The following is a 13,020-nucleotide window of genomic DNA, read 5'->3' on the forward strand; positions in this document are numbered from 1 at the left end:
TGAACAGCGGGCCGTCGCAGTGCGGGCAGTAGGCCACGCCCTTGTTGCGGTACTCCTGCTCGCCGGGCACACCCACGTTGCGCCAGCGCGCGCCGGTGGACAGGATCACCGAGCGGGCCTTGAGCACGCCGCCATTGGCCAGCCGCACCTGCGCCAGCCCGGAGGCGTCGGCCGGGATCAGTTCCTCGGCGCGCTGCGTGGTCATGATGTCCACGTCGTAGGCCCTGACGTGGTCCTCCAGCGCCTGGGCGAACTTCGGGCCCTGGGTTTCGAGCACGGAGATGTAGTTCTCGATGCCCAGGGTGTCCAGCGTCTGGCCGCCGAAGCGCTCGGCCACGATGCCGGTGCGGATGCCCTTGCGCGCGGCGTACACGGCCGCGGCCGCGCCGGCGGGGCCGCCGCCGACGATCAGCACGTCATAGGGCGCCTTGGCGCTGAACTTCTTGGCGTCGCGGGCGGCGGCACCGGTGTCCACCTTGGCCAGGATCTCCTCGACGCTCATGCGGCCCTGACCGAAGTGCTGGCCGTTGAGGAAGACCATGGGCACGGCCATGATCTGGCGCTCCTCGACCTCCTTCTGGAACAGGCCGCCGTCGATGGCGGTGTGCTTGATGCGCGGGTTGACCGCCGCCATCAGGTTCAGCGCCTGCACCACGTCCGGGCAGTTGTGGCAGGACAGCGACATGTAGGTCTCGAAGTGCAGGTCGCCTTCCAGCGCCGCGATCTGCTCGATCACCTCGCGCTCGACCTTGGGCGGGTAGCCGCCGACCTGCAGCAGCGCCAGCACCAGCGAGGTGAACTCGTGGCCCAGGGGCAGCCCGGCGAAGCGCACGCCGATGTCGGTGCCCACGCGACGAATCAGGAACGAGGGCTTGCGCTCGGCGTCGTCGCGGCTCTCCACCAGCGAGACCTGCTCCGACTGCTCGGCCACGTCGCGCAGCAGCTCCAGCATGTCCTGCGAGCCCTTGGAGTCGTCCAGCGAGGCGATGAGCTCGATGGGCTGCGTGAGGCGTTGCAGGTAGCCCTTCAACTGGGCCTTGAGGTCGGCGTCCAACATGGCGGAGTCCTTCTTGTCGGTAAACGGTGGCGTTGGGGTTCGTATGCGTGGCTCGTGGCCGCATGGGAAGCGTCCGCCGTGTACGGCCGGTGGGCGCTTTCCGGGGGGCCCGGGCGGGGAGCGTGCCGCGGCGGACAGCCGCGGCACTTGAGTCAGCTCAATAGAGCAGGGCGGCTGCAGGCTGGGCCGCGACCGCCGTGCCGGCTACCGGCCTCAGATCTTGCCGACCAGGTCCAGCGAGGGCTTGATCGTGCTGGCGCCTTCCTGCCACTTGGCGGGGCAGACTTCGCCCGGGTGCGAGGCCACGAACTGGGCGGCCTTGAGCTTGCGCAGCGTTTCCTTGACGTCGCGGGCGATGGCGTTGTCGTGGATCTCCAGCGTCTTGATCACGCCTTGCGGGTCAACGATGAAGGTGCCGCGCAGCGCCAGGCCTTCCTCGTCGATGTGCACGTCGAAGGCACGGGTCAGCTGGTGCGTCGGGTCGCCCAGCAGCGGGAACTTCGCCTTGCCCACGGCCGGCGAGGTCTCGTGCCACACCTTGTGCGAGAAGTGGGTGTCGGTCGTGACGATGTACACCTCGGCACCGGCCTTCTGGAACTCGGCGTAGTTGTCGGCCGCATCCTCGACTTCGGTCGGGCAGTTGAAGGTGAAAGCTGCCGGCATGAAGATGAAGACGGACCACTTGCCCTTCAGGTCCTCGTTGCTCACGGTCACGAACTTGCCGTTGTGGAAGGCATTGACCTTGAACGGCTTGACTTCGGTGTTGATCAGGGACATGGCGTGTTTCCTGTGTCGGTTGTTGAAGGGAACGGGTTGAATGCTATAGTCATCGGCTTCTCAATTGTTAAATTTAATCAAATGAGGCCGATTGACTGCGCCTATCACCGCACCGGCAGCGCGGTTGCGGGAGAGGCGATGCCCAACCGCGGGCTGGACATCCCGACTACGTTAGCGCACGCGCCACGCGCCTGCAGCCGGGGCAAGGCAGCGGCCTGACCTGGGCCACTGTCCGGGGACGGAGGCACTGCCTACGATGCCGCCCTCACGCTTCCACAAGGACAGGAGACAAGGCATGCGACAGATCAAAGGCAGGCGCCGGCTCGCCGCGGTGGTCCTGGCGCTGGCGGGCGGTACGGCCGTGGCGGGCACCGCCAGCAGCTTCGACGTCGGTCCCCAGGGCTATGCCGGCTCGCAGCTGCGCCGGGTGCAGGTGTACGTGCCCGATGGCCTCGCCGGCCCGGCGCCCATGGTCATGGCGCTGCACGGCTGCCAGCAGACCGAGCAGAACGTGCTGCAGGACTGGGGCCTGCGCGCGGCGGCCGACCGCTACGGCTTCGTGCTGGTGACGCCCTTCATCACCCGCTACGACGGGCTGCGCAACACCAACTGCTGGGGCTTCTGGCTGGACCAGCACCGCCACCAGGGCCGCGGCGAGGTGGAGGACCTGCGCCAGATCGGCCTGGAGGTGGAGCGGCGCTGGTCCATCGACCCCCATCGCCGTTTCATCACCGGCCTGTCCTCGGGCGGCGCGATGACGGTGGTGGCCTCGGTGGCGCACAACGAGTACTGGGCCGCCGCCGCCAGCGCCGCCGGCCTGGGCTACGGCGAGGACGCGGCCTCCGTCTCCTTCTCCGGCTGTCCCGGCTCGGCCACCTTCCACAGCGTGGACCGGCTGGTGAGCGACATGCGCGCCGAGCGCGACAGCAGCTATGCCATCCCGCTGATGGTGTTGCAGAACCGCGGCGACTGCACCGTGCTGGCCCAGGCCGGCGAGCGCCTGCGCGATGCGCAACTGAAGCTCAACGGCGACGCGGCGCACGACACGCCGGCCGAGGCGCTGGCCGAGGAAGGGGCCTGCAGCCCCGTGTTCGGCAGCGACTACGGCTGCCGCCATGCGCGCTACACGGTGGACGGCCAGCCGGGCAGCCGCTCCCTGGTGGAAACCGTCTTCTACCGCGGGCCCACCGCCACGCCCAGCACCGGCGACACCGACCACGGCCACTACTGGATCGGCGGCGAGCAGGGCCTGGACGGCAACTGGTCGCTGCGCCAGGGGCCGAGCTATCCGGACATCGTGTGGAACTTCTTCGCCCGCCATGCGCGCGCCGATGGCGGGACGACGCCTCCGCCCCCGCCGCCCCCGCCGCCGCCTTCGGAGGTGGACTGCAGCGGCACCGCGGCCTCGCCCATGGCGCACATCGCGGCGGTGCGGGCGGTGGCGGGCGGCTACTTCAACCTGCGCGCGCTGGCCACCGCGGACGCCCAGGACATCGGCTTTGCCTGGGACAGCTGGTCCAGCGTACGGCTGTACCAGGTGCAGCCCGGGCGCTGGCAGACGGCGCGGCCGGCGGGCTGCGGCGGCTGAGTACCGGCCGGCAAAAAAAGCGCGGTCCGCCACCCCCGGCGGGCCGCGCACCCGCAATTCAAGGCGTGGCGGTGTGCCAGACCTGGTTGAAGCCGTCGCCGGTGCGGTCGCCGGGCTTGGTGTCCTTGACCCAGTAGTACAGCGGCTTGCCCTTGTAGGCCCACTGCCTGGAGCCGTCGTCGCGCGTGATCACGCTCCAGTCGCCCTGGTCGCGGGCATCGGCGGCGGCCGTCAGCGGCGGCCAGTTGGCGGCGCAGGGACCGTTGCACGCGCTCTTGCCGCCGCCGGCCGGGTCGCGGTCGAAGGTGTAGAGCGTCATGCCGTTGGAGCCCACCAGCGCGCCGCCGGACACCATGGCCGGGGCGCTGCCGCCACCGCCCATCGAGGCGCAGGCCTGCAGCAGGCCCGCCAGCACGAGCGCGGCCAGGGTCGTGGTCTTCGTCCTCATCGATCCTCTCCTGTGGTGAACGGGACAGGCCGTGTACGCGCCGCGCAGCCGCTTTATTCCGGGGTGCCGCCGGCCGCGGCCACGCGCACGCCGGCGGCCTGCGCCGGCCAGTCGCGCCCCATGAGCACGCGCACGCCCGCACGCTGCCCGGCGTCGGGCTGCAGCGGCGCCGGCACCGGCAGCGCGCGCGAGACCTGCCGCGCCGCCGCCTCCTGGCCCGGCCGGTACAGCACCACGGTGTAGGGCTGCCGGTAGGGCGGCTGGTTGCTCAGGTAGTGGACCTCGAGGCCCCGCCGCTGGAACTGCTGGCGCAGCGCCATCGCCGCGCCACGGCGGCCCATGCCGTTGCTCAATTCCAGCGTGAACGCGCCCGGCGCCGCCTCCTGCAGGCCCGCCGTGCCGGCGCCGTCCGGGGGCGGGGTATCCGTGGGTTCCGCGGGCGTGGCGCGTGGCCCCGGCGCCGCGGGTGCGATGCCGGGCGTGGGCGCCGCCGTGGCCAGCGGTGCCAGCGTGGCGCCGTCGAGCACCTGCAGCGCCGCCGTGGGGGCCGGGGCCTGCCGCGGTGGTGCTGCGGCGGACGGGACCTCCACCGCAGCCGACTTCGTCGCCGCTGCCTCCCTGGCAGTCGCTGCGGCGTCCACCGGCCCGGGACCGGGTACGGTGGACGCCGCAACGCGTCCCTGGGCGAGTTCGAGATTGGCCTGCGCCACGCCGTCGCGCGGGTTCAGCGCCAGCGCGGCGTGCAGTGCCTCCTGCGCATCCCGGGGCCGCCCGGCGAGCAGCAGCAGGTAGCCCAGGTTGCTGTGCAGGTCGGCGCGCTGCGGCGCGGCCTGCAGCGCCATGCGCAGCTGCGCCTCGGCGTCGGGCATCAGCCCCAGCCGCGCCAGCACCACGGCCAGCGCGTTGCGCGCATCCGCGTGGCCGGGGTCGAGCTTGAGCGCCTGGCGGTAGGCATCGGCGGCGCGCAGCCAGTCGCGCGTGCGCTCGATCTGGCGGCCCACCGCGTAGTACCCCCCGGCCGAGGCGTCCAGCCCGTGCGTCACCGTCTGTACCGGCTCGATGCGCCAGGGCAGGCCGTCATGGCGGGTGGCGCAGCCGCCCAGCGCGAGCAGCAGCGCCGCGCACCAGGTGGCGGGGCGCGCAAGAGGTTGCGTGTTCAACATGGCCTCAGTGTCCCCCGCTCAGCGCCGGCAGAAGTGCGCGCTGGATGTTGATCATCGCCGGGCCCATCAGCACCAGCAGCAGCGCCGGAAAGATGCAGAAGATCAGCGGCAGCAGCAGCTTCACCGCCACCTTGGCGGCCGCCTCCTCCGCGCGCTGGCGCCGCCGCGTGCGCAGCATGTCGGCGTGCACGCGCAGCGCCTGCGCGACGCTGGTGCCGAAGCGCTCGGTCTGGATCAGCATGGCCACGAAGCCGTCCACTTCCTCCACGCCGGTGCGCAGCGCCAGGTTGTGCAGCGCGTGCTCGCGCGGCGCGCCAGCGCGCAGCTCCAGACCGACGAGCTGCAGCTCCACGCTGAGCACGCGGCTGCGGTGCTGCATGTCCTCGGCCACGCGCGCCAGCGCCGCCTCCACGCCCAGCCCCGCCTCCACGCACACCGTGATGAGGTCCAGCGCGTCGGGAAAGCTCTCGAAGATCTCGCGCTGGCGCAGGAACACCAGCCGCGCCACCACCACGTTGGGCAGGTAGTAGCCCAGCGCCGCGGCCAGCACCAGCGCCTGCATCAGCGCCCGGCTCTGTAGCGGCTGTTGCAGCAGCAACTGCATTCCGAAGGCGAGCAGCGGCAGCGCCAGGGCCAGCAGCGTCTTGGCGCCGAAGTAGGCCGTGGCGGCTTGCGGGTGGCGCAGGCCCGCGTGCAGCAGCCGCCGGCGCAGCGCCGAGACCTGCGCCTTCTTGTCGGACTCGGCAAAGCGCGCCAGGGGCTGCGTGCTGCGCGCCAGCAGTTCGACCCAGGGCCGGCTCCGGGGTGCCGCTGCCCCGCCGTCCGCATCACCGGCCAGCAGCCGTTGCGTGCGCTCCTTGCTGGCGCCGCGGGTGGCGAGCTGGCCCAGCACCAGGACCAGCGCCACCGAGGCCACGAACACCAGCCCCACGATTCCCAGCTCCGCAGCACCCATAGTCCAGTCCTCCTCAGATCCGGATGCGGACGATCTTGCGCATCCACACCACGCCCAGCGCCATGGCGCCCAGCGCCATGCCTATCAGCTTCACGCCGGCCGGATCGGTCCACAGCGTCTGCATGAACTTCGGATTGAGCAGCTGCAGCAGCAGCGCCATGGCGAAGGGCAGCAGGCCCAGGATCCACGCCGACAGCCGCGCCTCGGCCGAGAGCGTGCGCACCTGTCCGCGCAGCTTGAGCCGCGCGCGCACGATGGCGGAGATGTTGTCCAGCACTTCCGCGAGGTTGCCGCCGGTTTCGCGCTGGATCAGCACGGCGATGACGAAGTAGCGCGCATCCTCCAGCGGCACGCGCTGCGCCAGCCGTGTCAGTGCCTCGGTCAGCCCCATGCCGAAGTTGATTTCCTCGCTGAGCTGGCGAAAGTCGCGCGCGATCGGGTCCGAGGCCTCCTCGCCCACCATCTTGATGGCCGTGGGGAAGGCGTGGCCCGCGCGCAGCGCGCGGCCCATGAGGTCCAGCGCCAGCGGCAGCTGTTGCTCCAGCAGGCGCAGGCGCTGCGCCCGCCGTTGCGACAGCCACAGCCATGGCAGCGCCGCACCCAGCGCGGCCAGCCCGCCGGCCGGCAGCAGCGGCCAGCCCAGCGCCAGCACCGGCAGCAGCCCCAGCAGCGCGGCCAGCAGGACGCTCGCCACCAGCAGCTCGCCCGCGCTGCGCCCGGTGTCGGCGCTGCGCACGTAATGCAGCAGCCGCCGGCCCATGGACAGCGGGGCCAGCAGCTCGGTCTCGACCCACTTCCAGCGCTGCTCGGCCTGGCGCCGCGCCTCGGCTTCGGGATCCGCCACCGGCGTGCCTTCGAGGTAGCGCAGCCGTGCCGCCAGGCGCCGTGCCTCGCCGCTGTGGCGAGAGTTCCATAGCTGGTACAGGCCTTCGAGCGCGAGCACGACGGCCACGAACAGCAGTACGCCGAAGAGCAGGTAGCTCGTCTCCATCGCAACCTCACTCCCAGCGCACGCCGGGCTCGAAGAGCTTGTCGGGCAGCGACAGCCCGCGCGCCTTGAGCTGGTCCATGAAGCGCGGGCGCACGCCGCAGGCCTGGAAGTGGCCCTTGACGCCGCCGTCCTCGCGCACGCCGGTCTGCTTGAAGACGAAGATCTCCTGCATCGTGATCATCTCGCCTTCCATGCCGGTGATCTCGGCAATGCTGGTGATCTTGCGCCGCCCGTCGCTGAGGCGGTTGGTCTGCACCACCACGCCGATGGCCGAGGCGATCTGCGCCCGCGCCACGCGCACGGGCACGTTGAAGCCGGCCATGGACAGCATGTTCTCCAGCCGCGACAGCGCGTCGCGCGGCGTGTTGGCGTGGACGGTGGTCATCGAGCCCTCGTGGCCCGTGTTCATCGCCTGCAGCATGTCCAGCGCCTCGGCGCCGCGCACCTCGCCCAGGATGATGCGGTCCGGGCGCATGCGCAGCGCGTTGCGCAACAGCTCGCGCTGCGTGACCTCGCCACGGCCCTCGATGTTGGGCGGGCGGGTCTCCAGCCGCACCACGTGCGGCTGGCGCAGCTGCAGCTCGGCCGCGTCCTCGATGGTGACGATGCGCTCGCCCTCGTCGATGCAGCCCGAGAGGATGTTGAGCAGCGTGGTCTTGCCGCTGCCCGTGCCGCCGGAAACCAGCAGGTTGACCCGCGCGCGCGCCAGGGCCTGCAGCAGCTGCGCCATGCCCGGCGTGAGCGACTGGTACTCCACCAGTTCATGGATGCCCAGCGGCACCACCGCGAAGCGCCGAATCGATACCTGCGCACCGTCCAGCGCCAGCGGCGGGATGATGACGTTCACGCGCGAGCCGTCGGGCAGCCGCGCGTCGGCCATGGGGCAGGACTCGTCCACGCGCCGTCCCACGCGCGAGACGATCTTGTCCACGATCTTCATCAGGTGGTCGTCGTCGGCGAACACCACGTCGGTGAGGTTGAGCTTGCCGCGGCGCTCCACCCACACCTGGCGCGGGCCGTTGATCAGGATGTCGGAGACGGTGGCGTCGGCCAGCAGCGGCTCCAGCGGCCCCAGCCCCACCATCTCGTCCTGGATGTCGCGCACCAGCGTGCGGCGCTCGGCCGCATTGAGCACGAGGTTCTCCTCGCCCAGCAGCCGCTCCACCAGCACGCCCAGCTCCTGGCGCAGCCGCTCCGGCGTCATGGCCTCGAGCGCATGCAGGTCCAGCCGCTCCAGCAGCCGCTGGTGCACGCGCGACTTCATGCGCTGGTAGGCGTGCAGGTCGCGCTCGGCGGCGTCAGGCGGAGGCGAAGAGGAGGGGCCATCGGCGGTGCCGGGTTGGGACACGAGCTGCTGGCGCAGGTTCATGGCGTTTCCTTTCAGGCGCGGGCGAAGAGCTGCGAGAACCAGCCTTCCCGGCGCGGCGCGGCCTGCGGCTGGGGCTGCTGCGGCTTGGGCGCCAGGCGAGCGGCCAGCTCGTCGAGCGCGCGCGCCACGGGGCTGTGGGCCGCGATGGGCTGGCCCTGGTTCACCGCCGCGCCCACGCTGGCGTGGTGGTTGGGCACGGTGTACACCGCGTCGTCGCCGAGCACCTGCGTCAGCGACTGCAGCGGCAGCTCGCCGTGCTTGTGGCAGCGGTTGACGATCCAGCACAGCTTGTGCTGCGGCACGTCCAGCGACTGCAGCGTGGCGCGCATGCGCCGCGCGTCGCGCAGCTGCGGCAGGTACGGCTGCAACACCGGGAACACCTGCGCGGCCTGGTCCAGCGCGGGCAGGCTCAGCGCGTCGATGCGCGCGCCCAGGTCCAGCACCACCGCGTCGAACATCTGCCGCGCCTGGCGCACGATGGCCTGCACGTGCTCGGCCTTGACCTCCAGTGCCTGCGCGATGTCCTCGGGCGCGGGCAGCACGTGCAGCGTCTCGGTCAGCGGCACCATGGCCGAGCGCAGCAGCTCGGCGTCCAGCCGCTGCACGTTGCGCGCCACCTCCGCCACGTCGCTGGCCGCGTGCTGGCTGCTCAGCAGCAGCAGCGCGTTGCCGCCGTGCAGGTCCAGGTCGATCAGCGCCACGCGCTTGGTGCCGTCGGCGGCCAGACGCTGCGCCAGGTTGGCCGCCAGCACGCTGGTGCCGTTGCCGCCGCGGCAGCCGATGAAGGCGGCCACCTGGCCGTTGCGCTGTACCGCCGGCGCGTGGCGCCGTGCCGCGCGCTGCACCGCCGCGCGCAGCACCGCGGCATCGGCGCCGCTGGGCAGCACCTCGCGCACGCCGGCCTGCATGGCCTGCAGCAGGAACGCGGGCGACTGGTCGGCCGAGAGCACCAGCGTTTCGATCTGCGGATGCTCGGCCGTGAAGCGGGCGATGGCCGGCAGCGCCGGCGCCTCCACGCCGTCCACCAGCACCAGCGGGGGACGGCTGCCGCTGAGCAGCTGCGCCAGGGCCTGCGGCGGTGCCGCGACGCCCAGCACCTCCAGGCTCGGGTCGGCTTCGCCCAGCAGCCGGGCGAGCTGCTCGACGCGCTGGGCGTCGGGGGAGAGGAGCTTGATTTTCATGGCACGTCCTGCGGGAGAAGGGGGTCAGGAAGAGCAGGCCGGGTTGTTGGCGCTGTTGAAGACTTCACGCGGCAGCGTGGTGCTGAACGTCGGCAGCTTGATGCTGATGCCCCCGGAGGGCAGCGGCACCAGCAGGGCGTGGGTGTGGCCCTGCAGCTCCACGCGCACGAAGCGGCAGTTGACGTCGTTGCATGCGGCTACGTCGCCGGGATTGGTGTAGGCGAGGCTGATCTGGCTTTTCTTGAGCGCGGGCAGCCGCTCGATCATGCGTGTCTTGATATCGCTGTCGTTGCGTCCGCACACGGCCGCCAGCCGTGCGCCCAGCCGCGTGGCCTCTGCCGCGGCGTTCCAGGTCCACAGCAGCCGCCCGACTTCCATGGCGCCGAGCAGCGCCATGAGAAACAGGAACGCCGACACGCCGAACTCAACGGCCATCGCGCCGCGCTGGCGCCGCGCCGGGGTGCGTCTCATGGGAATGCCCTCATCGTCACGCTGATGTCCTTGAAGTTCAGCGGGGCCGGCAGCAGGGCGCTGAACAGCGGGGCGTAGGCGTAGTTGTGGATGCGCACCGACACCAGGTCCATGGTGCCGCCATCGATGGGCTCGTCGTCGTGGTCCTCGCACAGCGCTGGCGTGCAGATCTCGATGGCCTCGCTGTCCAGGTCGGGCACCAGCTTCGTGCCGCTGCCGTTGACGTTCCCGTACAGCACGAGGTTGCGCGCCTCGCTGCGCTTGTCCGGGTCTTCCGGGTTCACCAGCGTCAGGTGGCGCGCCGCGCCGCGCGCGGCCTTGGTCAGCGTGTTGAAGGTGTAGAAGGCCCGTCCCAGGTCCACCGTGAGCATGAGCAGCAGCACCAGCGGCAGCAGCACCAGCGCCAGCTCCACGATGGCGACGCCCCGCTGCCGGTGCCGGCGCGTGGCGGGGGCGTGGCAGGCGGGTCGGCCGGTCATGGCGTGCCTTCTCATTGCAGCAGGCTTGCCTGCGCCTGGCAGTTGCCCAGCCCCTTGGCGCAGTTGAGGCCCGCGATGTTGCGCGAGGCTGCCGCCGCCGCTTTCACCGCGGCGTTGTCGATGCCCAGCGCGGGCATGAACCACAGCGCCAGTGCCGGCGGCGCCACCGTGCAGCGCGCAACGAGGTCGCTGGGCAGCGCCAGGCCGGTCAGGTTCCACACGGCGGCATTGGCCGAGGCGGCGAACTCCACCGTCACGTTCTCGGGCGGCACGCCCTGGCTCTGCAGGTCGATGAAGTTGCGCGTGGCCGCGAGCATGCCGGCGGCGTGGGCGCGCGCGAAATTCGGCAACGCCGGATCGAGCTCCTGCGCCGCGGCCAGCGCGCAGGCGTCGGCCGCGTTCTGCAGTTCGGCCTTGTTGATGTAGAGCCGCGCGCCGTCCAGCGCCAGCCCGGTAAAGCCGACGAGAAGCACCAGCGACAGCGCGAACATGACCGCCACCACGCCTCGTTGCGCGGCGCGGCGCGGCGGGGGACGGCGGCCCTGCATGGCGTGCGCTCCGGCTCAGCGTGGATTGACGCGGGTGCGGGCTTCCGGCCTGGGCGCACGCTCCACGTAGTCGACGTAGTCGGCGTAGTCGCGCTGCGTGGCCGCCGCGGCCTTGCCGTCCAGCCCTTCGGGCCGGGGCGCGCGGGCACCGGCGGCCGGGTCCACGAGCTGCTGCACCCGGGCCTGGCGCACGGTGTCGCCGAACCGGGCATCCCATTCGGGCGTGGTGGCGGCGCAGCCGGCCAGCGCCAGCAGCACCGCTGCGGCAAGGATTTGCGTGATGGTCATCGCGTTGTCCTCCTGCCTTCTTACTTGACCTGGAAACCCGCCGCGCCTGCGGTCTCGGTTGCGGGCGCACCGTCCGCGCCGGCTGCGGGCGCCGCGGTCTTGTCCGTGCTGCCTTCCAGGCGACCCATCAGGTGCAGTTGCACCCGGTCGGGCGGCGTGACGTGGTCGGTGGGCAGCGCGTAGCCCGTGGGCAGCGGCTTGACCAGGCGCGGCGTGATCACGAACAGCAGCTCCGACTTGTCGTTCTGGAACGAGGTGCTGCGAAACAGCGCCCCCAGCACCGGCAGCTCGCCCAGCACCGGGAAGGCGCGCAGGTTGGTGGTGAAGTTGTTGCGGATCAGGCCACCGATGGCGAAGCTCTGGCCGTCGGCGAGCTGCACCGTGGTCTTGGCGCGGCGCGAGGTGAAGGCCGGCAGCACCGCCAGCCCGCTGGCGCCCGGCACCGTCAGGCCCACGCCCTCGCGGTTGAGCTCCGAGACCTCGGTGGCCACTTCGAGGTTGATGCGCCCGCCGCCCAGCACCGTGGGCAGGAAGTTCACCGAGACGCCGAACTCCTTCTCCTCCAGCGTGACGGTGCGGCCGTTGTTGCCGTTGTCCACCGCCACGGGAATGAAGATCTTGCCGCCGGCCAGGAAGTTTCCCTTCTGGCCGCTGATGGCCATCACCGTGGGCTCGGCCAGGATCTTGACCAGGCCGTCGGTCTTCTGCGCGTTGATGCCGAGGTTGGTCACGTTGCGCGCCGGCACGGTGCCGTAGCTGGTGGTGAACTGCGGAACGACCTGCCCGTTGACCGTGCCCAGCGTCTGCGTCACGTTGCCGGCGGCGGCGCCGACGGCCGAGGGGATGCTGCCGCCGATGACCGCGCCCACCGAGCTCAGCGGCGTGCCCGCGCCGCCGGTGCCCGAGAGCTGACCCATGGCGGCGTTGTTGCCGCCGAAGATGCCCGAGAGGAAGCGGATCATCGAGCCGTCGGCGCTGGCGTAGGCGCGCGAGAAGTCGATGCCGAACTGGTCCATCAGCGACTTGGACACCTCGGCCACCTTGACCTCCAGCATCACCTGGTGCGGCGCGCCCACGCTGAGCATGTTGACGATGCGCGGATTGATGCCCGCCACGTTGGAGCCGCTGCTGCCGCTGCCGCCCACGGCCGCGCCGCGCACGTAGGCGTTGGTGATCTCCAGCACGTGCGCCAGCGCGGCGCTGTCGCTGACGGTGCCCGAGAGCACGATGGAGTCGTAGGCCACGCTCACGCGCACCTCCTTCTCCTGCGGCATGAGTTGCGTCAGCAACGCCTGCAGCGCGCCGGTGTCCATGCTCACGATCACGTCCACCGCCGTGCAGCGCCCCGACTGCTCCAGCAGCACCACGTTGGTGGTGCCCAGCGCCTTGCCCAGTACGTAGACCTCGGTCGGCCCCAGCAGCAGCACGTCGATGTCGGCCACGCCGGGGCGCAGTTGCGCTTCCTCCACCACGGGAGGCGTGCCCGGGGCCGCGGCCGAGGCGGGCGCCGACGGCCGTGGCGCCACGGCGCGCGAGCCCTCCGCATTGCCCAGCAGGATGCGCCGGATCGGGCTGGCCGGCCGGATCACGGTGGACTTGCCCGCGCTCACGTGCACGGGCGGCGCGATCTCCACGCGCGCGCACTGCCCGGGCGCCTCGCCGCGCTGCGGCGCCGCGGTGGCCGCGGCGCTCGCGGCCATGGGCG

At 71.6% G+C, this 13,020-nt stretch carries 14 protein-coding genes; 1 reads left to right on the forward strand and 13 read right to left on the reverse strand.

The genetic code is table 11. The annotated features are described in order from the left end of the window. Together ahpF and ahpC are read right to left on the reverse strand one after the other, a co-directional pair. Positions 1–1,057 (reverse strand): alkyl hydroperoxide reductase subunit F (gene ahpF / locus Q0741_RS20380; protein WP_298235022.1); only part of this gene is annotated, 1,057 nt, incomplete at its 3' end. Positions 1,058–1,270: 213 nt separating this feature from the next. Then, entirely contained in the window at positions 1,271–1,834 is a 564-nt protein-coding gene (gene ahpC / locus Q0741_RS20385; RefSeq protein WP_298235023.1) for an alkyl hydroperoxide reductase subunit C, read from the reverse strand. A 295-nt stretch (positions 1,835–2,129) separates the two neighbouring features. Between ahpC and Q0741_RS20390 the strand changes: the two genes are divergently transcribed. Then, a complete protein-coding gene (locus Q0741_RS20390) occupies positions 2,130–3,422 on the forward strand; it encodes a PHB depolymerase family esterase (protein WP_298235024.1) in 1,293 nt (430 codons plus the stop codon). 58 nt (positions 3,423–3,480) lie between these two features. On the opposite strand, the gene Q0741_RS20395 is transcribed toward Q0741_RS20390, so the two are convergent. From Q0741_RS20395 to Q0741_RS20445, 11 genes are all read right to left on the reverse strand, one after another. Beyond that, positions 3,481–3,870 (reverse strand): hypothetical protein, encoded by a 390-nt coding sequence (locus Q0741_RS20395; protein ID WP_298235025.1) that lies wholly within the window; start codon positions 3,868–3,870, stop codon positions 3,481–3,483. A 53-nt stretch (positions 3,871–3,923) separates the two neighbouring features. Next, positions 3,924–5,033: a LytR C-terminal domain-containing protein gene (locus Q0741_RS20400; RefSeq protein WP_298235026.1), complete on the reverse strand. Its 1,110-nt coding sequence runs from the start codon at positions 5,031–5,033 to the stop codon at positions 3,924–3,926. 4 nt (positions 5,034–5,037) lie between these two features. Further along, positions 5,038–5,988: a type II secretion system F family protein gene (locus Q0741_RS20405; RefSeq protein WP_298235027.1), complete on the reverse strand. Its 951-nt coding sequence runs from the start codon at positions 5,986–5,988 to the stop codon at positions 5,038–5,040. A gap of 13 nt (positions 5,989–6,001) precedes the next feature. Beyond that, positions 6,002–6,979: a type II secretion system F family protein gene (locus tag Q0741_RS20410; protein ID WP_298235028.1), complete on the reverse strand. Its 978-nt coding sequence runs from the start codon at positions 6,977–6,979 to the stop codon at positions 6,002–6,004. A 7-nt stretch (positions 6,980–6,986) separates the two neighbouring features. Next, the gene (locus Q0741_RS20415; RefSeq protein WP_298235029.1) at positions 6,987–8,348 is read right to left on the reverse strand and encodes a CpaF family protein; all 1,362 of its coding nucleotides are present in this window, start codon (positions 8,346–8,348) and stop codon (positions 6,987–6,989) included. An 11-nt stretch (positions 8,349–8,359) separates the two neighbouring features. Next, positions 8,360–9,529, reverse strand: coding sequence for an AAA family ATPase (locus Q0741_RS20420; RefSeq protein WP_298235030.1), 1,170 nt, complete (start codon positions 9,527–9,529; stop codon positions 8,360–8,362). A gap of 24 nt (positions 9,530–9,553) precedes the next feature. Beyond that, on the reverse strand, positions 9,554–10,000 hold the full coding sequence (locus Q0741_RS20425) for a TadE/TadG family type IV pilus assembly protein (protein ID WP_298235031.1): 447 nt from the start codon (positions 9,998–10,000) through the stop codon (positions 9,554–9,556). Further along, complete coding sequence (locus tag Q0741_RS20430; RefSeq protein WP_298235032.1) at positions 9,997–10,479, reverse strand: TadE/TadG family type IV pilus assembly protein; 483 nt, start codon at positions 10,477–10,479, stop codon at positions 9,997–9,999. The genes Q0741_RS20425 and Q0741_RS20430 overlap by 4 nt, the downstream gene beginning before the upstream one ends. Before the next feature lie 11 nt (positions 10,480–10,490). Beyond that, positions 10,491–11,027, reverse strand: coding sequence for a pilus assembly protein TadG-related protein (locus tag Q0741_RS20435; protein WP_298235033.1), 537 nt, complete (start codon positions 11,025–11,027; stop codon positions 10,491–10,493). Positions 11,028–11,042: 15 nt separating this feature from the next. Further along, positions 11,043–11,315, reverse strand: a complete 273-nt coding sequence (locus tag Q0741_RS20440; protein ID WP_298235034.1) for a hypothetical protein — start codon at positions 11,313–11,315, stop codon at positions 11,043–11,045. A 20-nt stretch (positions 11,316–11,335) separates the two neighbouring features. Then, positions 11,336–13,020 (reverse strand): pilus assembly protein N-terminal domain-containing protein (locus Q0741_RS20445; protein ID WP_298235035.1); only part of this gene is annotated, 1,685 nt, incomplete at its 5' end.

This window comes from uncultured Azohydromonas sp., assembly GCF_937926365.1.
GTDB lineage: Bacteria > Pseudomonadota > Gammaproteobacteria > Burkholderiales > Burkholderiaceae_C > Azohydromonas.

Excerpts from the sequence above, each read along its gene's own strand:
- ahpC (WP_298235023.1), bottom strand. The coding sequence starts at position 1,834 with ATGTCCCTGATCAACACCGAAGTCAAGCCGTTCAAGGTCAATGCCTTC.
- Q0741_RS20405 (WP_298235027.1), bottom strand. The coding sequence starts at position 5,988 with ATGGGTGCTGCGGAGCTGGGAATCGTGGGGCTGGTGTTCGTGGCCTCG.
- Q0741_RS20430 (WP_298235032.1), bottom strand. The coding sequence starts at position 10,479 with ATGACCGGCCGACCCGCCTGCCACGCCCCCGCCACGCGCCGGCACCGG.
- Q0741_RS20420 (WP_298235030.1), bottom strand. The coding sequence starts at position 9,529 with ATGAAAATCAAGCTCCTCTCCCCCGACGCCCAGCGCGTCGAGCAGCTC.
- Q0741_RS20400 (WP_298235026.1), bottom strand. The coding sequence starts at position 5,033 with ATGTTGAACACGCAACCTCTTGCGCGCCCCGCCACCTGGTGCGCGGCG.
- Q0741_RS20415 (WP_298235029.1), bottom strand. The coding sequence starts at position 8,348 with ATGAACCTGCGCCAGCAGCTCGTGTCCCAACCCGGCACCGCCGATGGC.
- Q0741_RS20440 (WP_298235034.1), bottom strand. The coding sequence starts at position 11,315 with ATGACCATCACGCAAATCCTTGCCGCAGCGGTGCTGCTGGCGCTGGCC.
- Q0741_RS20390 (WP_298235024.1), top strand. The coding sequence starts at position 2,130 with ATGCGACAGATCAAAGGCAGGCGCCGGCTCGCCGCGGTGGTCCTGGCG.
- Q0741_RS20425 (WP_298235031.1), bottom strand. The coding sequence starts at position 10,000 with ATGAGACGCACCCCGGCGCGGCGCCAGCGCGGCGCGATGGCCGTTGAG.
- Q0741_RS20435 (WP_298235033.1), bottom strand. The coding sequence starts at position 11,027 with ATGCAGGGCCGCCGTCCCCCGCCGCGCCGCGCCGCGCAACGAGGCGTG.
- Q0741_RS20395 (WP_298235025.1), bottom strand. The coding sequence starts at position 3,870 with ATGAGGACGAAGACCACGACCCTGGCCGCGCTCGTGCTGGCGGGCCTG.
- Q0741_RS20410 (WP_298235028.1), bottom strand. The coding sequence starts at position 6,979 with ATGGAGACGAGCTACCTGCTCTTCGGCGTACTGCTGTTCGTGGCCGTC.